19 protein-coding genes and 1 pseudogene are annotated in these 22,532 nt (G+C 72.5%); 13 read left to right on the top strand and 7 right to left on the bottom strand.

Annotation, left to right across the window (positions count from 1 at the left end; genetic code table 11):
- The first annotated feature begins 25 nt into the window (after nt 1-25).
- From scy to ACZ68P_RS05745, 6 genes are all read left to right on the top strand, one after another.
- Entirely contained in the window at nt 26-4,297 is a 4,272-nt protein-coding gene (gene scy / locus ACZ68P_RS05770; RefSeq protein WP_471003113.1) for a polarized growth protein Scy, read from the top strand.
- Nucleotides 4,298-4,411: 114 nt separating this feature from the next.
- Nucleotides 4,412-5,350, top strand: coding sequence for a coiled-coil domain-containing protein (locus tag ACZ68P_RS05765; RefSeq protein WP_365716847.1), 939 nt, complete (start codon nt 4,412-4,414; stop codon nt 5,348-5,350).
- A 208-nt stretch (nt 5,351-5,558) separates the two neighbouring features.
- Complete coding sequence (locus tag ACZ68P_RS05760; RefSeq protein WP_471003109.1) at nt 5,559-6,560, top strand: ABC transporter ATP-binding protein; 1,002 nt, start codon at nt 5,559-5,561, stop codon at nt 6,558-6,560.
- 3 nt (nt 6,561-6,563) lie between these two features.
- Nucleotides 6,564-7,343 carry an ABC transporter permease gene (locus tag ACZ68P_RS05755; protein ID WP_365716851.1) on the top strand — a complete coding sequence of 260 codons (780 nt, stop codon included), beginning with the start codon at nt 6,564-6,566 and terminating at the stop codon, nt 7,341-7,343.
- 119 nt (nt 7,344-7,462) lie between these two features.
- Nucleotides 7,463-8,551, top strand: coding sequence for an ATP-binding cassette domain-containing protein (locus tag ACZ68P_RS05750; protein ID WP_471003105.1), 1,089 nt, complete (start codon nt 7,463-7,465; stop codon nt 8,549-8,551).
- On the top strand, nt 8,548-9,357 hold the full coding sequence (locus ACZ68P_RS05745) for an ABC transporter permease (RefSeq protein ID WP_471003102.1): 810 nt from the start codon (nt 8,548-8,550) through the stop codon (nt 9,355-9,357). The genes ACZ68P_RS05750 and ACZ68P_RS05745 overlap by 4 nt, the downstream gene beginning before the upstream one ends.
- Nucleotides 9,358-9,381: 24 nt before the next feature.
- Here the strand turns inward: ACZ68P_RS05745 and ACZ68P_RS05740 are convergent, their stop codons facing one another.
- A complete protein-coding gene (locus tag ACZ68P_RS05740) occupies nt 9,382-9,708 on the bottom strand; it encodes an ATP/GTP-binding protein (RefSeq protein WP_365716857.1) in 327 nt (108 codons plus the stop codon).
- Between the two features lie 200 nt (nt 9,709-9,908).
- On the opposite strand from ACZ68P_RS05740, the gene ACZ68P_RS05735 reads away from it, so the two are divergent.
- Nucleotides 9,909-10,943 carry an LLM class flavin-dependent oxidoreductase gene (locus tag ACZ68P_RS05735; RefSeq protein ID WP_471003099.1) on the top strand — a complete coding sequence of 345 codons (1,035 nt, stop codon included), beginning with the start codon at nt 9,909-9,911 and terminating at the stop codon, nt 10,941-10,943.
- Nucleotides 10,944-11,079: 136 nt separating this feature from the next.
- Here the strand turns inward: ACZ68P_RS05735 and ACZ68P_RS05730 are convergent, their stop codons facing one another.
- The gene (locus ACZ68P_RS05730; RefSeq protein WP_359669716.1) at nt 11,080-11,472 is read right to left on the bottom strand and encodes an SCO5389 family protein; all 393 of its coding nucleotides are present in this window, start codon (nt 11,470-11,472) and stop codon (nt 11,080-11,082) included.
- A gap of 228 nt (nt 11,473-11,700) precedes the next feature.
- Here ACZ68P_RS05730 and nucS point away from each other — a divergent pair, with 228 nt between their 5' ends.
- On the top strand, nt 11,701-12,372 hold the full coding sequence (gene nucS, locus ACZ68P_RS05725) for an endonuclease NucS (RefSeq protein WP_365716862.1): 672 nt from the start codon (nt 11,701-11,703) through the stop codon (nt 12,370-12,372).
- Between the two features lie 97 nt (nt 12,373-12,469).
- On the opposite strand, the gene ACZ68P_RS05720 is transcribed toward nucS, so the two are convergent.
- From ACZ68P_RS05720 to ACZ68P_RS05705, 4 genes are all read right to left on the bottom strand, one after another.
- Nucleotides 12,470-15,043, bottom strand: a complete 2,574-nt coding sequence (locus ACZ68P_RS05720) for an ATP-binding protein (protein ID WP_471003094.1) — start codon at nt 15,041-15,043, stop codon at nt 12,470-12,472.
- Nucleotides 15,044-15,314: 271 nt separating this feature from the next.
- A complete protein-coding gene (locus ACZ68P_RS05715) occupies nt 15,315-15,638 on the bottom strand; it encodes an STAS domain-containing protein (RefSeq protein ID WP_024761898.1) in 324 nt (107 codons plus the stop codon).
- 126 nt (nt 15,639-15,764) lie between these two features.
- The gene (locus ACZ68P_RS05710; RefSeq protein WP_471003091.1) at nt 15,765-16,613 is read right to left on the bottom strand and encodes a 3-hydroxyacyl-CoA dehydrogenase family protein; all 849 of its coding nucleotides are present in this window, start codon (nt 16,611-16,613) and stop codon (nt 15,765-15,767) included.
- A 143-nt stretch (nt 16,614-16,756) separates the two neighbouring features.
- Complete coding sequence (locus ACZ68P_RS05705) at nt 16,757-17,392, bottom strand: TetR/AcrR family transcriptional regulator (protein WP_471003088.1); 636 nt, start codon at nt 17,390-17,392, stop codon at nt 16,757-16,759.
- Between the two features lie 70 nt (nt 17,393-17,462).
- Between ACZ68P_RS05705 and ACZ68P_RS05700 the strand changes: the two genes are divergently transcribed.
- The 3 genes from ACZ68P_RS05700 to ACZ68P_RS05690 all read left to right on the top strand — a co-directional run bounded on the left by ACZ68P_RS05700 (nt 17,463) and on the right by ACZ68P_RS05690 (nt 19,645).
- Complete coding sequence (locus ACZ68P_RS05700; protein ID WP_471003085.1) at nt 17,463-18,239, top strand: ABC transporter ATP-binding protein; 777 nt, start codon at nt 17,463-17,465, stop codon at nt 18,237-18,239.
- A 70-nt stretch (nt 18,240-18,309) separates the two neighbouring features.
- Complete coding sequence (locus ACZ68P_RS05695) at nt 18,310-19,059, top strand: ABC transporter permease (protein WP_471003082.1); 750 nt, start codon at nt 18,310-18,312, stop codon at nt 19,057-19,059.
- Between the two features lie 13 nt (nt 19,060-19,072).
- Nucleotides 19,073-19,645, top strand: a complete 573-nt coding sequence (locus ACZ68P_RS05690; RefSeq protein WP_471003079.1) for a cob(I)yrinic acid a,c-diamide adenosyltransferase — start codon at nt 19,073-19,075, stop codon at nt 19,643-19,645.
- A 177-nt stretch (nt 19,646-19,822) separates the two neighbouring features.
- On the opposite strand, the pseudogene ACZ68P_RS05685 reads toward ACZ68P_RS05690, so the two are convergent.
- Nucleotides 19,823-20,380: pseudogene (locus ACZ68P_RS05685) on the bottom strand (hypothetical protein); the annotation flags it as partial.
- Nucleotides 20,381-20,537: 157 nt separating this feature from the next.
- Here ACZ68P_RS05685 and ACZ68P_RS05680 point away from each other — a divergent pair.
- Nucleotides 20,538-21,752 (top strand): sensor histidine kinase, encoded by a 1,215-nt coding sequence (locus ACZ68P_RS05680; protein WP_471003076.1) that lies wholly within the window; start codon nt 20,538-20,540, stop codon nt 21,750-21,752.
- Complete coding sequence (locus tag ACZ68P_RS05675; protein ID WP_471003073.1) at nt 21,740-22,390, top strand: response regulator; 651 nt, start codon at nt 21,740-21,742, stop codon at nt 22,388-22,390. The genes ACZ68P_RS05680 and ACZ68P_RS05675 overlap by 13 nt, the downstream gene beginning before the upstream one ends.
- Nucleotides 22,391-22,532 lie beyond the last annotated feature (142 nt).

Genomic DNA, 22,532 nt, shown 5'->3' with positions numbered 1-22,532 from the left:
ACCAGGGGACGGATGGGACCGCGCAGTGCGGGGCTACGAACGCCAGGAGAGCCACCGAGCTGAAGACGACCATCTTTCGCGGTTCGAAGCCGAGATGGACCGGCTGAAGACCGAGCGGGAGAAGGCCGTCCAGCACGCCGAGGACCTCGGTTACCAGGTCGAGGTCTTGCGCGCCAAGCTCCACGAGGCGCGCCGCACCATCGCATCCCGCCCGGCCTACGACAGCGCGGACATCGGCTACCAGGCCGAGCAGCTGCTGCGCAACGCGCAGATCCAGGCCGACCAGCTGCGCCAGGACGCCGAGCGCGAGCTGCGAGAGGCCCGCGCCCAGACCCAGCGCATCCTCCAGGAGCACGCCGAGCACCAGGCACGGCTCCAGGCCGAGCTGCACACGGAGGCCGTCCAGCGCCGCCAGCGCCTGGACCAGGAGCTGGCCGAGCGCCGCCAGACCGTCGAGGCGCACGTCAACGAGAACGTCGCCTGGGCCGAGCAGCTGCGCGCCCGTACGGAGTCCCAGGCACGCCGCCTGATGGAGGAGTCCCGCGCCGAGGCCGAGCAGGCGCTCGCCGCCGCGCGCGCCGAGGCCACCCGCCTCGCCGAGGACACCCGCCAGCGCGTCGGTGCGGAGGCGGAGGCCGCCCGTGCCGAGGCCGAAGCGATTCTGCTGCGCGCCCGCAAGGACGCCGAGCGGCTCCTCAACGCCGCGTCCACCCAGGCCCAGGAGGCCACCAGCCACGCCGAGCGGCTCCGCTCGAGCGCCAGCACCGAGACCGACCAGGCCCGCCGGCAGGCCACCGAGCTGTCCCGCGCCGCCGAGCAGCGCCTCCAGGAGGCCGAGGACCGGCTCCGTGAGGCCCGAGCCGAGGCCGAGAAGGCGCTTACCGAGGCCAAGGAGGCGGCCGCCAAGCAGCTGTCGTCCGCCGAGTCGGTCAACGAACAGCGCACGCGTACGGCCAAGGCGGAGATCGCCCGGCTCGTCGGCGAGGCCACCAAGGAGGCCGAGACCCTCAAGGCGGAGGCCGAGGAGAAGCTCCGCGAGGCGAGCGCCGAGGCCGAGAAGCTGGTCTCGGAGGCGTCCGAGAAGGCGCGTACGGTCGCCGCCGAGGACTCCGCCGCCGCCCTCGCCAAGGCCGCGAGGACCGCGGAGGAGGTCCTCACCAAGGCGTCCGAGGACGCCCAGGCGACCACCCGCAAGGCCTCGGAGGAGGCCGAGCGGATCCGCCGCGAGGCCGAGGCGGAGGCCGACCGGCTGCGCAACCAGGCCGAGGAACAGGCCGGGGAACTCCTCGGCTCGGCGAAGGACGACACCAAGGAGTACCGCGCCAAGACGGTCGAGCTGCAGGAGGAGGCGCGCCGGCTGCGCGGCGAGGCCGAGCAGCTGCGCGCCGAGGCGATCGCCGAGGGCGAGAGGATCCGCGGCGAGGCGCGGCGCGAGGCCGTCCAGCAGATCGAGGAGGCGGCCAGGACCGCCGAGGAGCTGCTGACCAAGGCGCGTGCCGACGCCGACGAGCTGCGCGCGAGCGCGGGCGCGGAGAGCGAGCGGGTCCGCTCCGAGGCGATGGAGCGCGCGCAGACGCTGCGGACGCAGGCCGAGGAGACGCTGGAGCGCACCCGCGCCGAGGCCGAGCGGATGCGGTCCGAGGCCGAGGAGCAGGCGGAGTCCGTCAAGGAGGCGGCCGAGAGGAACGCGACCGAGCTGCGCGAGGAGGCCGAACGGGCCGCCGCGGCCCGGCACGCCGAGGCGGCCGAGGAGCTGACCCGGCTGCACACCGAGGCGGAGTCGCGGGTCGAGAACGCCGGCCGTGAGCTGTCCGATGCCCGCGCCGAGAGCGAGCGGATCCGCCGCGAGGCCGCCGAGGAGACCGAGCGGCTGCGCACCGAGGCCGCCGAGCGGATCCGTACGCTCCAGGCTCAGGCCGAGCAGGAGGCGGAGCGACTGCGCACGGAGGCCGCGGCGGACGCGTCCACCGCGCGCGCCGAGGGCGAGAGCGTCGCCGTCCGGCTGCGGACGGAGGCGTCGGCGGAGGCCGAGCGGCTGAAGTCCGAGGCCCAGGAGACCGCCGACCGGGTCCGGTCCGAGGCCGCCGCCGCGGCCGAGCGGGTCGCCACCGAGGCGGCCGAGGCGCTGGCCGCCGCGCAGGAGGAGGCCAACCGGCGCCGCAGGGAGGCCGAGGAGACGCTGGAGTCGGCCCGTTCCGAGGCCGGCCGGGAGCGCGAGCACGCCCGCGAGCAGTCCGAGGAGCTGCTCGCCTCCGCCCGCAAGCGGGTGGAGGAGGCGCAGGCCGAGGCCCAGCGTCTGGTCGAGGAGGCGGACCGGCGGGCCACCGAGATGGTGTCCGCCGCCGAGCAGACGGCCAAGGAGGTGCGGGACTCCGTCGCCGGTCTGCAGGAGCAGGCCGAGGAGGAGATCGCCGGTCTGCGCAGCGCCGCCGAGCACGCGGCGGAGCGCACCAGGTCCGAGGCGCAGGAGGAGGCGGACCGGGTCCGCGCCGACGCGTACGAGGAGCGGGAGCGGGCCACCGAGGACGCGAACCGCATCCGGACGCGTGCCCAGGAGGATTCCGAGGCCGCCAAGGCGCTGGCCGAGCGGACGGTCACGGACGCGATCGCCGAGGCGGACAAGCTCCGCACGGACACCGCGGAGTACGCCCAGCGGGTCCGCACCGAGGCGACGGACTCGCTGGCCTCGGCCGAGCAGGACGCGGCCCGTACCCGTGCGGACGCCCGCGAGGACGCCAACCGCATCCGCTCCGAGGCCGCTGCCCAGGCGGACACGCTGGTCGGCGAGGCGTCGGCCGAGGCCGAGCGGCTCACCGCCGAGGCGGAGCGGCTGCGCACCGAGGCCGAGCAGGTCAGGGCGGACGGCGAGGCGGAGGCCGAGGCGCTGCGGGCGGCCGCCCGAGCGGACGGCGAGCGGGTGCTGGACGAGGCGCGCAAGGCGGCGGACAAGCGCCGCGCCGACGCCGCCGAGCAGGCCGACCAGCTCGTGGGCGAGGCCACGGCGGAGGCCGAGCGGATCACCGCCGAGGCGGCGGAGCTGTGGGACACGACCGAGCGGGACGCGCTGCGGCTGCGGAGCGAGGCGGAGCAGGTCAAGAAGGACGGCGAGGCGCACGCGGAGGCGCTGCGGGCTGCCGCGCTGGCCGACAGCGACCAGGTGCTCGACGAGGCCCGCAAGGCCGCCGACAAGCGGCGTTCGGACGCCGCCGAGCAGGCCGACCAGCTCATCGGCGAGGCGAGCCGGGAGGCCGAGCGGATCACGGCCGAGGCCGTGGAGCTCGCGGAGTCGTTGGCGGCCGACGCGTCACAGCAGGCCGAGGTGACGGTGGCCCGGGCGTCCGACGAGGCGGAGCGGCTGCGGGCCGAGGCCGCCGAGGCGGTGGGGGCGGCCCAGCAGGCCGCCGAGCGGATCCGGGCGGAGGCCGAAAGGGTCCGCGAGGACGCGGAGTCGGCGGCGGAGCAGATGCGCTCCGAGGCGCGCTCGGAGGCGGACCGTACGCTCGACGAGGCGCGCGAGGCCGGTGCCAAGCGGCGTTCGGACGCGGCCGAGCAGGCGGACCAGCTCATGGCGAAGGCCCAGGAGGAGGCGCTGCGCGCCACCACCGAGGCGGAGTCGCAGGCGGACACGATGGTCGGCGCGGCCCGCAAGGAGGCCGAGCGGATCGTCGCCGAGGCGACCGTCGAGGGCAACTCGCTGGTGGAGAAGGCGCGCACCGACGCGGACGAGCTCCTGGTGGGCGCGCGCAGCGACGCGACGGCCATAAGGGAGCGGGCCGAGGAGCTCCGGACCCGGATCGAGGGCGAGATCGAGGACCTGCACGAGCGGGCGCGGCGCGAGACGGCCGAGCAGATGAAGACGGCCGGCGAGCGCGTGGACAAGCTGGTGAAGGCGGCGACCGAGCAGCAGGCCGAGGCCGAGGCGAAGGCGAAGGAGCTGATCGCGGAGGCGAGTTCCGAGGCGAGCAAGGTCCGGATCGCCGCCGTGAAGAAGGCCGAGGCGCTCCTGAAGGAAGCGGAGCAGAAGAAGTCGTCGCTCGTCGGCGAGGCGGAGAGGATCAAGGCGGAGGCCGAGAGCGAGGCCGAGAAGATGATCTCCGAGGGCAAGCGCGAGCTGGACGTGCTGGTGCGCCGTCGCGAGGACATCAATGCCGAGATCTCCCGTGTCCAGGACGTCCTCGAAGCGTTGGAGTCTTTCGAGACACCGTCCGCCGGGGCCAAATCCGCCGGGGGGATGGCCGCCAAGGCGGGTGCGTCGGCGGGGGTTACACGTTCGAGTGGCAAGTCTTCCGAGGGGTAGCCACTCAAAAGGCTGGACATTCTCCAGATCAAACGGGCATCCGCTCGATGACACGCCGCTTCGGCCCCTAGGATTCCCCCTAACACCTCACCGGTCTCATTCGACAGGAACCCCATGAGCGACACTTCCTCCCCCTTCGGCTTCGAGCTCGTGCGGCGTGGTTACGACCGCGGTCAGGTGGACGACCGCATTACCAAGCTCGTCGCCGACCGTGACAGTGCTCTGGCCCGAATCACCTCTCTGGAAAAGCGCATCGAGGAACTCCACCTCGAGACGCAGAACGCCCAGGCCCAGGTCACCGACGCCGAGCCGTCGTACGCCGGTCTGGGCGCCCGCGTCGAGAAGATCCTCCGCCTCGCCGAGGAGGAGGCCAAGGACCTGCGCGAGGAGGCCCGTCGCGCCGCCGAGCAGCACCGCGAGCTGGCCGAGTCGGCCGCCCAGCAGGTGCGCAACGACGCCGAGTCGTTCGCGGCGGAGCGCAAGGCGAAGGCCGAGGACGAGGGCGTTCGGATCGTCGAGAAGGCGCAGGGCGAGGCCAACTCGCTGCGTGGCGAGGCGCAGAAGGACGCGCAGTCCAAGCGCGAGGAGGCGGACGCCCTCTTCGAGGAGACCCGCGCCAAGGCCGCCCAGGCCGCCGCTGACTTCGAGACGAACCTGGCCAAGCGCCGGGAGCAGTCGGAGCGTGACCTGGCCTCGCGTCAGGCCAAGGCCGAGAAGCGCCTCGCCGAGATCGAGCACCGCGCCGAGCAGCTGCGCCTGGAGGCCGAGAAGCTGCGGACGGACGCGGAGCGCCGTGCCCGCCAGACGGTGGAGACCGCGCAGCGCCAGGCCGAGGACATCGTGGCCGACGCGAACGCCAAGGCCGACCGGATCCGCTCGGAATCGGAGCGCGAGCTCGCCGCTCTGACGAACCGCCGCGACTCCATCAACGCCCAGCTGACCAACGTCCGCGAGATGCTGGCCACGCTGACCGGTGCCGCCGTGGCGGCGGCGGGCTCCCCGATCGACGACGAGCCGGCCCCCCGCGGCGTCCCGGCCCAGCAGTCGCGCTGAGCCCCCGGGCCCCCGGCGAGCGAGCCGAAGGGGCGCGCGGCCGTCGAGAGGGAGAACGCGCACAGGTCCCGCGGAACGAGGGGCCGAGCACGTCGACCGTCGACGGCCGCCCCAAGCGCCCCGGAGGCGAGCCGAGCCCGTGAACAGAGGGGAAAACCCTCCGCCATTCCAGTGGCGGGGGGTTTTTCGCGCCCTTAGGTTGGTACGCATGATCGAGCTCGAGGGCCTCACGAAGCGATACGGCGCGAAGACGGCGGTCGACCACCTCTCCTTCCAGGTCCGGCCGGGCATGGTGACCGGCTTCCTCGGACCCAACGGCGCCGGCAAGTCGACGACGATGCGCATGATGCTCGACCTGGACAACCCGACCAGCGGGACGGTCCGGATCGACGGCAGGCACTACCGCGAACTCCAGGAGCCGCTGAAGTACATCGGGGCGCTCCTCGACGCCAAGGCGATGCACGGCGGCCGGTCCGCGTACAACAACCTCCTCTGCCTCGCGCAGGCGAACCGCATTCCGGAGAACCGGGTGGGCGAGGTCCTCGACCTGGTCGGTCTGACGCAGGTCGCGAAGAAGAAGTCGAAGGGCTTCTCCCTCGGCATGGGGCAGCGGCTCGGAATCGCGTCGGCGCTTCTCGGCAACCCCGAGATCCTGATGTTCGACGAACCCGTCAATGGTCTGGACCCCGAGGGAATTCACTGGATCCGCAATCTCATGAAGGCGCTCGCCGCCGAAGGCCGGACGATCTTCGTTTCCAGCCATCTGATGAGCGAAATGGCCCTGACGGCCGATCACCTGATCGTGATCGGGCAGGGGAAGTTGCTGGCGGACACGTCGATGGCGGATTTCATCCAGCAGAATTCCCGGAGTTACGTACGGCTCCGCTCGCCGCAGCGCGAGGGGCTGCGGGACGTGCTGCACGCCAACGGCTTCACCGCCGTCGAGGCGGAGGACGGCGCGCTGGAGGTGGACGGCGCCACCACCGAGAAGCTGGGTGAACTGGCCGCCGGGAGCGGGCTGGTGCTGCACGAACTGAGCGCGCAGCGGGCCTCCCTGGAGGAGGCGTTCATGCAGATGACGGCCGGCGCGGTGGAGTACCACGCGCACGGCACGGACGTGCGGGGCGTGGACGCGTCCGGCGCGGCCGGTCCCCGCTGGGGCGAGACGACCACCGGCCCCCGCTGGGGCGACACCACCAAGGGAGCCTGAACGATGGCAGCCGTATCCGCGGTCCTGCAGTCCGAGTGGACGAAGATCCGGACGGTCTCCTCGACCGTCTGGACGCTGGCGAGCGCGCTCCTGGTGACGGTGGCGATGGGCGCGGCGCTGTGCGCCCTGCTCAAGTCGACGTTCGACGACCTGTCCGCCGCCGAGCAGGCGACCTTCGACCCGACGTTCATCAGCTTCTCGGGGATGGTGCTCGGCCAGCTGGCGATGGTGGTCTTCGGCGTCCTGGTGGTGGGCACCGAGTACAGCTCCGGGATGATCCGCACCTCGCTGGCGGCCGTCCCGCAACGTGCCTCGTTCCTCTTCTCCAAGATCGCGGTGGCCGGGGCGCTCGCCCTCGTCGTCGGTCTGGCGACCAGCTTCCTGTCGTTCTTCCTGGGGCAGGCGCTCCTCGGCGAGCACCGCACCTCGCTGGGCGCGGACAACGTCCTGCGAGCGGTGATCGGCGGCGGGCTCTACATGGGTCTGATCGCGATCTTCTCGATGGGCGTGGCGACGATGCTGCGTTCGTCGATGCTCTCGCTCGGCATCCTGGTGCCGTTCTTCTTCCTGATCTCGCAGATCCTGTCGGCGGTCCCCAAGGCGAAGGAGGTCGCCCTGTACTTCCCCGACCAGGCCGGCTCCAAGATCATGCAGGTCCTGCCGGACGCGATGAACACGGAGAAGGCCCCGTACGGCCCCTGGGGCGGGCTCGGCATCATGCTGCTCTGGGTGGCGGCCTCGCTGATCGGCGGCTATCTGGTCCTGAAGCGGCGGGACGCGTAGTTGATGTTTCATGCTTCGCCGGAACCGTCAAGGGCTCGATAAGCTCCTAGCTCATACGGGGGGCTCAGGCCGACGGCCACGGCCCCGACGACGACCTGACCTGTCGATGGGGCTGGAGAATGATCGAGGCAGTCGGCCTGACGAAGCGCTACGGCGCCAAGACGGCCGTGTACAACCTTTCCTTCCAGGTGCGACCCGGGACAGTGACGGGCTTCCTGGGGCCCAACGGCTCCGGCAAGTCGACCACCATGCGGATGATCCTCGGCCTGGACCGGCCGACGTCCGGGCACGTCACGATCGGCGGGCACCCCTTCCGGCAGCTCCCCAACGCGCCCCGGCAGGTCGGCGCGCTGCTCGACGCCAAGGCCGTGCACGGCGGCCGCAGCGCCCGCAGCCATCTGCTGTCGCTCGCCCAGCTCGCCGGGATCCCGGCGCAGCGGGTGGACGAGGTGCTGGGGGTCGTCGGCCTCCAGGACGTCGCCAAGCGCCGCTCCAGCGGCTTCTCGCTGGGCATGGGGCAGCGGCTCGGCATCGCGGCGGCGCTCCTCGGCGACCCGCAGGTGCTCCTCTTCGACGAGCCGGTCAACGGCCTCGACCCGGAGGGCATCCTCTGGGTCCGCAACCTGATGAAGAAGCTGGCCGCCGAGGGCCGCACGGTCTTCGTCTCCAGCCACCTCATGAGCGAGATGGCGCTGACCGCCGACCACCTGATCGTGATCGGCCGGGGCCAGCTGCTCGCGGACATGAGCGTGAAGGACTTCATCTCGGCGAACTCCGCGGACTTCGCCCGCGTGCGGACCCCGCAGGGCGAGCCGGAGCCCCGGGAGAAGCTGACCGCCGCGCTGATCGAGGCCGGCGGCCGGGTGATGTCCGAGCCGGACGGGGCGCTGCGGGTGACCGGCCTTCCCCTGTCGCGCATCAGCGACCTGGCGCACGAGGCGGACGTACGGCTCTGGGAGCTGTCGCCGCACCAGGCGTCGCTGGAGGAGGCGTACATGCGGATGACGCAGAGCGCGGTGGACTACCGCTCCACCGAGGACCAGCTGGCCCACCTCCAGCAGCCGCAGCCGGCCCATCTCCAGCAGCAGCCCGCCCCGTACGTGGCGCCGGAGGTGCCGCAGCAGGGCTGGTACGCCCCGCCGCCGCCCGGCCAGAACCCGTACGCGACGCAGAGCGAGCCCGACCCGAACGCCGAGGACGCCCGATGACCACCCCCTACTCGTACGTCTCCCCCATTCCGGTCCGCAGGGCGCACCTCGGTGACGCGCTCGCCTCGGAGTGGACCAAGATCCGCTCGGTGCGCTCCACGATGTGGACGCTCGGGGTCATGGTGCTGCTGATGCTCGGCATCGGTCTGGGCGTGGCCGCGGTCGTGTCGGCGTCGAGCGTCTCCCCGCAGAACGAGTCGGCGCTCGGCTTCGGCTTCTTCGGTGTGCTCCTCGGCTCGATCTGCGTGATCACGCTCGGTGTGCTGACGATCGCCTCCGAGTACGGCACCGGCATGATCCGCACCACGATGACCGCGTGCCCGAGCCGGGCCCGGATCCTCACGGCGAAGGCGATCGTCTTCTTCCTGCTCGTCTTCACCGTCACGACGGTGACCGCGACCGTCGTCGCGATGGCGCAGGTGGCGATGATCGACGCCGTCGAGCCCAGCGGCTCGGAGTGGCTGCGGGCCACGGTCGGCGCCGGGCTGTTCATCGCCCTGGTGGGGCTGCTGGCGCTCGCCGTCGGCACGATGGTCCGCCACTCGGCGGGTGCGATCACGGTCATGATCGGTGTGCTGCTGCTGCCGCTGGTCGCGGCGATGTTCATGTTCTCGGAGTCGCTGGCGAAGCTGCAGGAGTGGCTGCTGGCGTACGCGATCCCGAGCCAGCTGATCGCGCTGTACGCGGGCCGGTCGGCGGTCGCCGAATCCGGCCCGTCGGGCTGGGAGCCGGTGTGGATCCTGCTGGGCATCACGGCCCTGGCGATGGGCGGCGCCTACGCCCTGCTGAACAGCCGGGACGTCTGACCGGCGGCGCCCGCCGGACACGACCTAGTACTTCGGCGCGTTTCGGGACCGCTGCACCCGCGAGGTGCGGCGGTCCTTCGCGTTCCAGCACGCCTTGTGCCAGTGGCGCCGGTCCTCCACCCCGCCGTACTCGGGCCAGGCGACGACGTGGGGTGCGCCGCCGGGGATCTCCTGGTCGCAGCCGGGGCAGCGGTAGCGCTTGCCGGGCGCGCTCGCCCCGGCCACGTGCCGCACGCACCACTCCTCGCCCTGCCAGGACTCGGTGCGCTGCGAGCCCCCGTACCGGTCGGCTCCCGCGCCCAGGGGATCGGGCTTCTCGCCGCCATGGGGGCGGTTGCGACGCGGGGACACGAATCACCTCACGGGGGCCGGGTACACGGACGGTTCCTTCAAGCCTACGGGCCGCGACGAGGTGGCTCCGCCCACCCTCCAGGCGGAGTTAGCGGAAAATCGCAAGAACTTCATGAGGGGCCGTTGCCTTTGGCACGTGTCAGACGTTGTTGCCGGTACGAGGGGGGAGAACCGCGTCGGCCGCAAGGAGGCAGAAGGCGATGCGCGTGGGTACGTTTGTTCTGGCCGCCCAGTTCCCGGGCCAGGGCCAAGGAGAGGCGCTGCACCGAGCGGTGCGGACCGCCGAGGTGGCCGAGGAGTCGGGGCTCGACTCCGTCTGGCTCGCCGAGCACCATTTCGTTCCGTACGGCGTCTGTCCGTCGGCCGTGACCCTGGCCGCGCTGCTGCTCGGCCGCACGCGCCGCATCCGGGTCGGCACGGCGGTCAGCGTGCTGCCGACCGTCCACCCCGTCGCCCTGGGCGAGCAGGCGGCGCTGCTGCACCTCACCTCCGGCGGCCGGTTCACCCTCGGGGTGGGCCGGGGCGGGCCGTGGGTCGATCTGGAGGTGTTCGGCGCCGGCCTGGAGGCGTACGAGCAGGGCTTCCCCGAATCGCTCGACCTGCTGCTGCGGTGGCTGTCCGAGCCGCGGGTCGGGGCCGCGGGAGAACGATTCGCCTTCCGCGAGGTGGCCGTCGTCCCCCGCGCCGGCGAGCTGATCGGCGGGGAGGCCTCGCCCGAGGTGGTGGTCGCCTGCACCTCCCCGAAGAGCGTCCGGCTGGCGGCCGAGCGCGGGCTTCCGATGCTGCTCGGGATGCACTGCGGCGACGAGGAGAAGGTCGAGATGGTGGCCGCCTGGCGGCGCTTCGCCCGCGAGGCCGGCCGCACCCCGGACGAGACCGCCCGGATCGGCGCCGGCCATGTCTCGGCGGGCGTGGTCCAGATCGCGGACTCGCGGGCGGACGCGGCCGAGGCGCTGGTGAAGGCCATGCCGGGCTGGCTGAAGCAGGGCCTGGACGCCCACGTCACCGTGGACGGGCGGCACCGCTCGATGCGGGATCCCGTCGCGTACACGGAGCTGCTGTGCGGGCTGCACCCGGTGGGCACCCCGCGCCTGGCGGCGGACCGGCTCGCGGCGACCTCGGAGCGTACGGGCATCACGCGCTTCGCGCTGCTCGCCGAGGGCTCCGGCGATCTCGCGGCCACCGAGGAGAACGTACGACGGCTGGGCACCGAGGTGCTGCCGCGCCTGGGGTGAGGCGTGTGGGGGGTGGCGGGTCATGCTCGATCGCTCATGTTCGGTCGTCGACGGATGTCGAGGGGCCGGATGCCGCCGCTCCGGCATCTCGCGCATCGTTCGGGTGTCCCCCGATGCGGAGCGGCAGCACCATGCTTCAGCAGTCGCGCAGCTCCGGCGACTGGTTGAGCAGCTGGCCTCGTACGGAGGTGAAGCGGGCGAGCCGCTCGTCCACCGCGGGGTCCAGCGGGAACACCGCGACGCGGTGGCAGTTCTGGAAGGCCAGACGCACACCGAAGTGCCGCTGCAGCGCACCACGGATCGCGTCACTGGCGAGTGCACGCAACAGCTGGCCACGTGCCTGCTCGTTCGGCGGCGGCGTCTGGTTGTCGGCGAACTCGCCGCCGTCGACCTTCAGCTGGGCCACCAGAGAACTGATCATCTCCCATGCGAAGGGCAGGGAGGTCCGGACGCAGTCGACGAAGTCGGCTTCGTCGACCTCGCCTCGCTCGGCCTGTTCCAACAGCGCCGGTGAGACGTCGAGCGACATGGGTTCTCCTCTCGCGACCCCGTTGTGCGGGGTCTTACGGGCAGGGGCGAAGGACCCCCGTGCGACACGCAGCGTGCACGGACGGCGACCTCCTGCTTCCACGGTAAGCGCGCGGTGCGGAGCGCACCAGGAGATTGGGAGCACAACCGGCCAATAACCGACGGGTGTTGGGCGGGCGTTAAGAGCCGAATCGCGCGGAAGAGCGTCTCTCTTGTAGCGTTGCCGACCATGCGTCTCGTCATCGCCCGTTGTTCCGTGGACTACGCGGGCCGGCTCACCGCCCACCTGCCCTCCGCGCCCCGTCTGATCCTGGTCAAGGCAGACGGCAGTGTCTCCATCCACGCGGACGACCGGGCGTACAAACCGCTCAACTGGATGTCCCCTCCGTGCACCCTGAAGGAGGGTGCCGACGGCGAGGCCGGCGTGTGGACCGTGGTGAACAAAGCGGGCGAGAAACTGATCATCACGATGGAGGAGATCCTCCACGACTCCTCGCACGAACTGGGTGTCGACCCGGGCCTCATCAAGGACGGCGTGGAAGCGCATCTCCAGGAGCTCCTCGCGGACCGCATCGAGACCCTCGGCGACGGCCACACGCTGATCCGGCGCGAGTACCCGACGGCGATCGGCCCGGTGGACATCCTGTGCCGGGACGCCGACGGCGGGACGGTCGCGGTGGAGATCAAGCGGCGCGGCGAGATCGACGGCGTGGAGCAGCTGACCCGCTATCTGGAGCTGTTGAACCGCGACCCGCACCTGGCTCCGGTGAAGGGCGTCTTCGCGGCGCAGGAGATCAAGCCGCAGGCGCGGGTGCTGGCGACGGACCGCGGCATCGAGTGCGTGGTGCTCGACTACGACGCCATGCGGGGCATCGAGGACGACAAGCTGCGGCTCTTCTAGAACGTTCGGGCCGGGCCGCTTCGGCGGTACGGGTACGGCGGAAGGCCCCGGGTGCGGTGGACGCGCCCGGGGCCTTCCGTCGTGCCGTGGGGTCCGGTCAGGCGGGGGCGCCGGTGGAGGGGGCGCCGTCGCCCGTGGCGGAGGCGGAGTTGCTGGGGTTCTCGCCCTCGACCGGCGGGGTCGTCGTGGCCGGCGGCGTCGTCTCCGTCGCCGTCGGATCCGACGTCGGCTCGGTCGTCGTCGGCGTCGGCCTCGTCGGTGTCGGCTTCGTCGTCGGGCTCAGCGTCGGGACCGGGCGCCCGGACGTCGACGTGGTGGGCGCGTCCGGGGTGGGGCTGGTCGCGGTCGATCCGGCCGGGGAGGACGGGGTGTCCGTCGTGCCGGGCGCGCCCGGTGTGGGTGAGTCCGTCGGGCCGGGCGAGGCCGAGTCGGAGGGGCGGGTCGTCGACTCCTCGGTCGGCTCCTCCGTGTCCATGCCGTCGTCGCCGACGCCCCCGTCGCTCGTGGTGCGGTCGGAGGTGACCCGGTCGGTGCCGGGCTCGTCGCCGTTGCCCGAGGTGGCCCCGATGGTCACCACCGTGCCGAGCACGGCGGCGAGGAGCGCTCCGGTGCCGACCGCGACGAGGTTCCGGCGGGCTCCGGCCAGGACGCGCCACCCGGCGCCGGAGCGTCGCTGGTCGCCGCCCTGGAGGGTGTCGGGGCGGGAGATGAGCGTCGGGCCCTCCTCCACGAAGTCCGGGAAGGCGGCGGCCGGTGGGGGCGTGGGCGTGGCCTTGGGGAGGGCGGGCCTGGCGGGTGCTGACGCGGCGGGTTTGGCGAGGACGGCCGGGATGCCGCGGGGCGGCGAGGCGGGCTCCTCGCCCGGTACGCGGTCCGCGGACGGCGGTCCCTCGGCGCGGTCGGCGACCAGGGCGAGGGCTCGGCGTCCGGCGACGGTCCCGCGCTTGTCGGCGAGCGCGCCGCGCAGGCCGATGGAGGCCTCCAGTTCGGCGCGGGCCCGCTCCAGGTTTCCGGAGCAGAGCGCCAGGATGCCCAGCTCGTGGTGGAAGTAGGCCTCTTCGGCCACCTCTCCGGCGAGGCGGGCGGCTTCCTGGCCGCTGCGCAGGGCCCGCTCCCAGGCGCCCCAGTGCAGCCCCGCCGCGAAGGCGGGCGCGGCGCTGCGGGCGAGGAGGACGGCCGCGGCGGGGTGCTCGGTGTCCGTTCCGGGGACGAGCACGGACAGGGCGGCGAGCAGCGCGTCGGATTCGGCGGCCGCCCGGGCGGGTGTGACGGAGGGGTGCCCGGCCCACCAGGCGTAGTGCTGGGCGACGGTGTGGGCGCGGTCGGCCGCGTCCGCGGCGTAGCCGTGGGCGAGGAGCTGGGTGAGGACGCCGGCGGCGAGGCGGTAGCGGGTGCCGACCGGGGAGAGCAGTCCGCAGTCCAGGAGTTCGCCGAGGGCGGCGTCCGCGTGGGTGTCGCCGACGAGGGCGGGGAGATGGGCCTGGTGCGGCACCTCGCCGCCGAGGGCGGCGGCGAACCGCAGGGCCTCCTGGGCGGAGTGGCTGAGCCTGGAGGCGAGCAGGGCGGCGGGGGCGGCGCCCTCGCCGAGGCTGGGCAGCGGTATGTCGCGCAGCTCGAAGTCGGCGTCCTCGGCGGGCTCGTCCGCCGCGGGTTCGGCCGTGCCGGGGGTGCCGGAGGGTCCGAAGGCGTCGGCGAGGGCGCCGAAGGCGTCGAACTCCGAGGAGGGCTCCTCCTGGGTGCCGAAGGCGTCGAACTCGGCCGGGGTGATCCGCAGCCGGTCGCGCTGGCGGAGCAGGGCGGCGGCCTGGACGAAGCGCAGGGGCAGGCCCTCGGACTCGAACCAGAGGTCGCCGGCCCAGTTGGCCTCGTCCTCGGTGAGGCTCCGGCCGACGGCGTTCTCCAGAAGCTCCAGGGCGGAGGCGCGGCCGAGTCCGGCGAGGAAGACCTCTTCGAGGTGGGCGTCGGCGGAGGCGGCCGGCACGTCGGGGGTGGCGGCGAGGAGGAAGGCGCACTCGGGGGCGGCGGTCAGCAGCTCGTCGAGGGTGGCGCCGCCGAACTCCAGGTCGTCGACGACGACGATGGCGCCGATCTCGTGGACGAGCGCGAGCAGTGCGGTCCGGTCGGGCCGGTGGTCCGGCGCGTGGCGGACGACGGCGAGGAGTTCGTACAGCAGCTCGGTGGGTGTGCGGTGGTACCCGGAGAGACGCACCACTCCGTCGGGGGCGAGGCCGGCGCAGTCGGTGGCGACGGCGTCGAGGAGCGCGGTGCGGCCGGAGCCCGCGGGTCCGGAGAGCCGGACGGAGCGGCCCCGGCCGAGGAGCTGGACGAGCCGTTCGCGCTCCTCCTGCCGCTCGATCAGCGGCAGAGGCGGGGCGGCGGGGCCCGCCGGCACGGGCGGGGCGGCGGCGCGGGCGGCGTCGGCGCGCTCCTCGAGGGTGCGACGGCGCGGTGCCGCGGGCCGTTCTCCGGGCGGGCAGGTCTCGATCTCGCTGCCGTCGACGGGGTTGACGGTGAGGAGGAGGTCGCCGGCGACCAGCCGGACGGTGCGGACGCGTGCGGGCGTGGGCGTCGCGACGGGGCCGCGCTCGGGGGCGCCGCCTCGGGAGCCCGGGGCGTCGTCGCCTTCGCGGTCGTGGCCGTATTCTTCCGGCCCCCGGTTCATCGGGTCCATGATCAAAGCCCCCAAAAGCGGTGCGCGCCGAAGCCCCTCCCGGCCGATCTGCACGCTCGCTGACGCTTCTGGTCCGGTGCCCGCCGGGTGGGTTCCGTCAAAGGGCGGGCGACCGAACCCTAGACCTTTCGCACGGATCCCGGAACATCCGGGGTGCCGGCCCGCCCAAGACGTCACGGTCTCGTGAGGATTGGGGCGTGACGCCTGGTTCACACAGCGGCTTCACAGGCGGCACGCCGACGAGACGCCCCTCGAAGGCCCGGCGCCGCGCTCACACGCGGGGCAGGGACTCCGCGGCGAGGCCGCCCTCGATGGCGAGGATGCGGTGCAGTCGGGTGGCCACCAGCAGGCGCTGCATCTGGGGCGGCACCCCGCGCAGCACGAGCCGCCGGCCGCAGCGGCCGGCGCGGCGGTGTGCGCCCATGATGACCCCGAGACCGGTGGCGTCCCAGGAGTCGAGACCGGTCAGGTCGAGCACGAGGTCGCCGACGCCGTCGTCGACGGCCGAGTGCAGGACCGTACGGGCGTCCGCCGCGCTACGGACGTCGAGGCGGCCCCCGACGACCAGCTCGACATGGTCGCCCCTGATGTGCATATGCGCTCCCCGGGAGTGCTCCGTCTTTGCAACAACTGACTGTCGTCGGCGCAGAAGCGTTGCGCCTTGTAAGCGAACTGATACCGAATTCACCCCATGGAGTGATCGCCGGACGACCGCCGGGCGTCAGTGCTTGTAGAAGCCCTGCCCGCTCTTGCGGCCGATGTCACCGGCGTCCACCATCCGGCGCATCAGCTCCGGCGGTGCGAACTTCTCGTCCTGCGTCTCGGTGTAGATGTTGCCGGTGGCGTTCACGAGGATGTCGATGCCCGTGAGGTCGGCGGTGGCGAGCGGGCCCATGGCGTGGCCGAAGCCCAGCTTGCAGGCGATGTCGATGTCCTCGGCGGTGGCGACGCCCGACTCGTGGAGCTTGGCGGCCTCGACGACCAGCGCCGAGATGAGCCGGGTGGTGACGAAGCCGGCGACGTCGCGGTTGACCACGATGCAGGTCTTGCCGACGGACTCGGCGAACTCCCGTGCCGTGGCGAGCGTGGCGTCGCTCGTCTTGTAGCCGCGGACCAGCTCGCAGAGCTGCATCATCGGCACCGGCGAGAAGAAGTGGGTGCCGACGACGGCCTCCGGGCGCTCCGTCACCGCGGCGATCTTGGTGATCGGGATGGCGGAGGTGTTGGAGGCGAGGACGGCGCCGTCCTTGGCGATCCGGTCGAGCGAGCGGAAGATCTCGTGCTTCACCTCCAGCTTCTCGAAGACGGCCTCGACGACGATGTCCGCGTCGGCGACCGCGTCGAGTTCGGTGGTGGCGGTGATCCGGCCGAGGGCGGCCTCGGCGTCGGCGGCGTCCATCCTGCCCTTGGCGACGAAGCGGTCGTACGACGCCTTGATGCCGTCGGTGCCACGGGTCAGGGCGGCGTCGGTGACGTCACGCAGGACGACGTCCCAGCCCGCCTGGGCCGAGACCTGCGCGATTCCGGACCCCATGAGTCCGGCCCCGATGACGGCGAGCTTCCTGGCCACGATGTTCCACCCCTTAACGCCTGTTCACTTCTGGCTCTCCGGCGGAGATTAGCGGGCGTGAGGCGCTGTGTGACCGGTAAGTAACGCGCGTCACGCCTCGTTTGACGGACGTCACACTCACGACAGGCCACCGGGCGGAAGCGTTACGTCCGTACGGCGTAGCCCAGGACCCGGTCGCTCAGCAGCTCCTCGATCTCGTCGAGGAGGTCGAGCGCCTCGCGGGACACGGTGGTGGCCTTGCGGCCCGCGGTCATCTGCCGGGTGATGTAGCCGACGACGGTGTTCTCGATCCAGGCGAGCTGCCCGCCGACGAGCAGGGGCAGCGGATCGCCCTCGGCCGCGCCGGTCTCCTCCCGCAGGGTGGTGACCACCGCGTCGAGGACCTGCTCCTGGAGGTGGAAGAGCCGGGCCTTGAGCGTGGGGGCGTGCTCGATGACGTTCATGAAGGCGTCGAACCCGTCCATCAGGCCGTACGCGGGCGAGACGGCGCCGACGGCCTCGCGCAGCCCCCGCAGCACCGCGTGGGCCGCGGACTCCCCGGCGTCGCGGCCCCTGATCATGCGGGCGAGGCGCAGCGTGACGCCTTCCATCCGGTCGAGGAAGAGGTCCTCCTTGACCGGGAAGTAGTTGTAGACGGTGTTGACGGAGACGTCCGCCGCCTCCGCGATCTCCGCCACCGTGACCGTGACGAAGCCGTGTTCCAGGAAGAGCCCGGTCGCGATGTCGGAGATCCGCTGCTTCGTCTGGCGCTTCTTGCGCTCCCTGAGCCCCTCAGCCATGCCCTCATCCTAGAAGCCCTGAAAATTTGGAGTCATTGCAAAATTGTGGTGACTCTGTTTTTCTGGGGTCATGCCCATCATCAGTACGGCCGGGCTCGCCCGGACCTTCCCGAGCAGGCTCGGCCCCGTGGAGGCGGTCCGCGGGATCGACCTGACCGTCCGCCCCGGCGAGATCGTCGGCCTCCTCGGCCCCAACGGAGCCGGCAAGACCACGACCCTGCGCATGCTCACCACGCTGCTCCCGCCGACGGGCGGCGCCGCCACCGTCGCGGGCCACGACCTGGCCGCCGACCCCGCGGCCGTACGCCGCCGGATCGGCTACGTCGCCCAGTCGGGTGGGGTCGACCCGAACGAGACGGTGCGCGCGGAGCTGGTGTTCCAGGGGCGGCTCTACCGCCTGACCAGGACCGAAGCGCACGCCCGCGCCGAGGAGCTGGCGCACGACCTCGGACTGACCGAGCTGCTCGACCGCAAGACGGCCGCGCTCTCCGGCGGTCAGCGGCGCAGGCTCGACATCGCCCTGGGGCTCACCCACCGGCCCGACGTGCTCTTCCTCGACGAGCCGACGACCGGGCTCGACCCGGGCAGCAGGGCGGACCTGTGGGCGCTGGTGCGGCGGCTGCGCGACGACTTCGGCACCACCGTCGTCCTCACCACGCACTACCTCGACGAGGCCGACGCGCTCGCCGACCGGCTGGTGATCGTGGACGACGGCGTCGTCATCGCCGAGGGCTCCCCGGCCGCACTCAAGGCGGAACACGGCGCCGCCGCCACGCTCCAGGACGCCTTCCTCGCCCTCACCGGCCGCGGCCCGGCCCCTGCCGACACCGCCCCCGTCGCCGTCTAGAGACCCGTCGCCGTCCAGGGACCCGTCGCCGTCCGGAGACGGATCCCCACCCACCCCGGGAAACCCCGCCATGCTGCTGCACGACACCGCGATCGTCTTCGGGCGATACGCCCGCCAGACCCTGCGCTCGAAGTTCCAGATCTTCTTCGGCGCCCTGATGCCCCTGCTCTACCTGCTCTTCTTCGGACCGCTGCTCACCGACGTGCCCCTCGGCCGCGAGGGCGACTCCTGGCAGATCCTCGTCCCCGGACTGCTGCTCCAACTCGGTCTGTTCGGAGCCTCCTTCGCCGGGTTCTCGATCATCATCGAGAAGAATTTGGGAGTGGTGGAGCGGATGCGGGTGACTCCGGTCAGCCGCCTCGCCCTGCTCCTGGGCCGCGTCCTGCGCGACGCCTCGCTCTTCGTCTTCCAGGCGGTCCTGCTCGTCCTGGCCGCCCTGGCGATGGGGCTGCGGGCCCCGCTCGCCGGCGTCCTCCTCGGTTTCGTCTTCGTGGCGCTGCTCACCTTCGCGCTGGCCTCGCTCTCGTACGCGCTCGCGCTGAAGGTCCGCACCCCGCAGGAGTTCGGCCCGGCGATCAACGCCCTGGCGATGCCCTCCATGCTGCTGTCCGGGCTGATGCTGCCGATGACCCTGGCCCCCGGCTGGCTCGACGTCCTGTCCCGTCTCATGCCGTTCCGCTATCTGGTGGACGCCATGCGGGACGGGTACATCGGTCACTACGCCACGACGACCATGCTGTACGGGGCGCTGGTCGCCGTCGGACTGGCGGTGGTCGCCGTGACGGTCGGCACACGGACGTTCCGCGGGGCCGGAGCGTAACTAGGCTGGGCCCATGGTCAATCTGACGCGCATCTACACCCGTACCGGCGACCAGGGCACCACCGCCCTCGGCGACATGAGCAGGACCGCCAAGACCGATCTGCGGATCTCGGCCTACGCCGACGCCAACGAGGCCAACGCCGTCATCGGCACGGCCATCGCGCTCGGGCGGCTCGACGAGGAGGTCGTGAAGGTCCTCGTCCGCGTCCAGAACGACCTGTTCGACGTGGGCGCCGACCTGTCCACCCCGGTGGTCGAGGACCCGGCGTACCCGCCGCTGCGGGTCGAGCAGAATTACGTCGACAAGCTGGAGGCGGACTGCGACCGGTTCCTGGAGCAGCTGGAGAAGCTGCGCTCCTTCATCCTTCCGGGCGGCACGCCCGGTGCGGCCCTGCTGCACCAGGCGTGCACGGTGGTCCGGCGGGCGGAGCGCTCCACCTGGGCCGCGATCGAGGTGCACGGCGAGTCGATGAACGCCCTCACCGCGACCTACCTCAACCGGCTGTCAGACCTGCTCTTCATCCTCGCGCGCGTCGCGAACAAGGAGGTCGGGGACGTGCTCTGGGTCCCGGGCGGGGAGCGCTGAGCTCTTCCCCGGCCCCGCCCCGGGGCCCTTCGCGAGCGAGGGGCTCGTCACGGACCCGGTGTTCCTCACCGACCCGGCGCTCTTCGCCGACCCGGCGCTCTTCGCCGGCCCGGTGCTCTTCGCCGGCCCGGTGCTCTGCGCGGATCCGGTGCTCTGCGCTGACCCGGGGCTCCGCACGGGGGCCCCGGTGGCCGCCTCGGACTCCGGTGCCTTCTTCGGCCAGATCGCGTAGCTGAGCGCGATCAGACCGTGGATCCCGACCGCCCGCCAGGCGACGAGGATCCAGCCCCGCAGCGACTCCGTGTCGCCGGCCTCCCCGACGTACCAGGCGGCGATCAGCAGCAGTACCGACGCCACGGCCGCGCCCACGACCGAGCCCATCCAGACCCTGCCCTCGTGGCGGGCGCGCGCCATGCCGTGGCGCGGCGGTCCCACCGGCGGCGGGGCGCCCCCGAAGCGGTGGGCGGCATGGCCGTCGAGCCACTTCACGGTGCGGTGGCCGTGGCCGACGGTGTAGCCGATGTAGAGCGCGGCGAGGCCGTGCTTCCAGCTCGGATCCGCGCCGTTCTTCAGGTCGACGGCGGTGACGACGAGGAGCAGGACCTCCAGGAGCGGCTCGCACAGCAGCAGGGCGAGACCCGTGCGCGGCATCTTCAGCAGATAGCGGGCGGCCAGGCCGGCGGCCAGCAGCACCCAGAAGCCGACCTCGCAGATCACGATCAGCGTGACGATCACGGTTCTCACCCTTTCGCGTCGGGACTCCTCCAGCGTCCCGTGGCAATCCGTCCGGATCGTCGTCGCCGATGACGACGTCCGGCTACATCGTTCGACGGAGGCGCGGATCGGCCCGCACGGCGAGGCCCGCGCTCCGCACGCCGTGTTGGATGGGGACGTGACACTCCCCCGACCACACCGCGACGACGTTCTCATCGCGGCCGGCGGCCTCGCCGTCGGCCTGCTGATGTGGTCCTTCGGGCTGCACACCCAGACCGACCGGCTGATCACCGCCCGGTGGGCGACCCTGATCCCGCTCGTCGTCATGGCCGCGATGGCGACCGTCCGCCGCTCCTGCCCGCAGACCGCCCTGACCGTCGGCACGATCGCCCTCGTGGCGGACCAGTTCACCTACGGCAGCCTCGTCACCGCGCTGATGTTCACGGACCTCGTCTACGCGGCCGTGGTCTACGGCACGCCCCGCTCCGCCCGGCGCATCCCGTACACGACGGGCCTGATCACGGTCGGCGTGACGATCGGCTTCCTCGTCTGGTGGCAGAACGCGATCGCCCTGCTGGTCGGCCTGATCACCGGCATGGTCTCCTTCCTGCCCGCCGTCACGGGAGCGGTCGTCCGCAACCACCGGCAGGCCGCCGACGCCGCCCGCCTCCGGGCGGAGCAGACGGCGCTGCTCGCCGAGATGGACCGCAGCCAGGCCGTCGTGGCCGAGCGCGCCCGGATGGCCCGGGAGCTGCACGACATGGTCGCCAACCACCTGTCCGCCATCGCGATCCACTCCACGGCCGCGCTGTCGCTGGACGACCCGGGCACCACCCGGCAGGCCCTGACCGTGATCCGGGAGAACAGCGTGGAGGGCCTCGCGGAGATGCGACGGCTGATCGGGCTGCTGCGGGACAGCAGCGGCGACGCGGAGCCGGCGGCCGCGCCCACCCTGGACGGCCTGGACGCGCTGACGGCGCAGGCGGCGGCCAACGGGGAGACGAGCGGGCTGACGTTCGCGCTCGACGACACCCGGCCGCGGGATGAGCCGGCGCTGCCGGCGCCGGTCGAGCTCGCCGCGTACCGGATCGTGCAGGAGTCGCTGACCAATGCCCTCAAGCACGCGGCCCCCGGCGAGGTGCGGGTGGAGGTCGGCCGCCGCCCCGACGGCGCCCTCACGGTGGCCGTGGCCAGCGCGCTCGGCGGGCAGCCCGGTCCCCGCGCCCCCGGCTCCGGGGCGGGTCTGGTGGGGATGCGGGAACGGGTGACGCTGCTGGGCGGGGCATTCGAGGCCGGTCCGGTGACGTCGGCCGACGGACGGAAAGAATGGCTGGTGCGGGCGGTCCTGCCCGTCGGTACGAGCGACAGGGAGCCGTCGGCATGGTACGGGTGATCGTGGCCGAGGATCAGAGCGCTGTCCGGGCGGGACTGGTCCTGATCCTGGGCAGCGCGCCGGACATCGAGGTCGTCGGCGAGGCGGCGGACGGTGAGCGCGCGGTGGAGCTGGCCCGAGAGCTCCGCCCCGACGTCGTCCTGATGGATGTGCAGATGCCGCGGATGGACGGCGTGACGGCGACGGGTCTCGTGGTCTCCGAGGGACTCGCCGACGTGCTGGTCCTGACCACCTTCGATCTGGACGCGTACGTCTTCGGGGCACTGCGGGCCGGGGCGGCGGGCTTCCTCCTGAAGAACACCGACGCGAAGGACCTGATCGAGGCGGTCCGGACGGTGGCCCGGGGCGAGGGGACGATCGCGCCCGCGGTCACCCGCCGGCTGATCGCCGAGTTCGCGGCGCCGAGCCGCCCGGTCCGTACGCCGGGCGGGGCCGATCCCGCCGTCCTCGATGTGCTCACCCCCCGGGAGCGGGAGGTGCTGTCGACGCTCGGCGACGGTCTGTCGAACGCGGAGATCGCCGTACGTCTCGACATGGCGGAGGCGACCGTGAAGACGCACGTCAGCAAGGTGCTGAACAAACTCGGTCTGCGCAGCCGGGTCCAAGCCGCCGTCCTGGCGCAGGAGTTGGGCGTCTGACGCGGAGCCGGCCCGCCACCGGGACGGAGCCGGCTCCCCCACCTCGACTTTGGTCTGGACCTCTTGACGGTTGGTCCAGACCTTTCTACGCTCGCGGGGCGCGCGCACCTTTCACGGACCACCCCCAAATTGTCCGTCCGCA

This window comes from Streptomyces sp. NPDC036822, from assembly GCF_055609145.1.
This window is presented reverse-complemented; position numbering and strand designations above follow the sequence as displayed.

Bases quoted from the DNA above. Each gene is read 5' to 3' on its own strand.
- ACZ68P_RS05695 (WP_471003082.1), top strand. From the start codon at position 18,310: ATGCTGCTGCACGACACCGCGATCGTCTTCGGGCGATACGCCCGCCAG.
- ACZ68P_RS05690 (WP_471003079.1), top strand. From the start codon at position 19,073: ATGGTCAATCTGACGCGCATCTACACCCGTACCGGCGACCAGGGCACC.
- ACZ68P_RS05760 (WP_471003109.1), top strand. From the start codon at position 5,559: ATGATCGAGCTCGAGGGCCTCACGAAGCGATACGGCGCGAAGACGGCG.
- ACZ68P_RS05755 (WP_365716851.1), top strand. From the start codon at position 6,564: ATGGCAGCCGTATCCGCGGTCCTGCAGTCCGAGTGGACGAAGATCCGG.
- nucS (WP_365716862.1), top strand. From the start codon at position 11,701: ATGCGTCTCGTCATCGCCCGTTGTTCCGTGGACTACGCGGGCCGGCTC.
- ACZ68P_RS05765 (WP_365716847.1), top strand. From the start codon at position 4,412: ATGAGCGACACTTCCTCCCCCTTCGGCTTCGAGCTCGTGCGGCGTGGT.
- ACZ68P_RS05675 (WP_471003073.1), top strand. From the start codon at position 21,740: ATGGTACGGGTGATCGTGGCCGAGGATCAGAGCGCTGTCCGGGCGGGA.
- ACZ68P_RS05705 (WP_471003088.1), bottom strand. From the start codon at position 17,392: ATGGCTGAGGGGCTCAGGGAGCGCAAGAAGCGCCAGACGAAGCAGCGG.
- ACZ68P_RS05720 (WP_471003094.1), bottom strand. From the start codon at position 15,043: ATGGACCCGATGAACCGGGGGCCGGAAGAATACGGCCACGACCGCGAA.
- ACZ68P_RS05730 (WP_359669716.1), bottom strand. From the start codon at position 11,472: ATGTCGCTCGACGTCTCACCGGCGCTGTTGGAACAGGCCGAGCGAGGC.
- ACZ68P_RS05750 (WP_471003105.1), top strand. From the start codon at position 7,463: ATGATCGAGGCAGTCGGCCTGACGAAGCGCTACGGCGCCAAGACGGCC.
- ACZ68P_RS05715 (WP_024761898.1), bottom strand. From the start codon at position 15,638: ATGCACATCAGGGGCGACCATGTCGAGCTGGTCGTCGGGGGCCGCCTC.
- ACZ68P_RS05745 (WP_471003102.1), top strand. From the start codon at position 8,548: ATGACCACCCCCTACTCGTACGTCTCCCCCATTCCGGTCCGCAGGGCG.
- ACZ68P_RS05735 (WP_471003099.1), top strand. From the start codon at position 9,909: ATGCGCGTGGGTACGTTTGTTCTGGCCGCCCAGTTCCCGGGCCAGGGC.
- ACZ68P_RS05700 (WP_471003085.1), top strand. From the start codon at position 17,463: ATGCCCATCATCAGTACGGCCGGGCTCGCCCGGACCTTCCCGAGCAGG.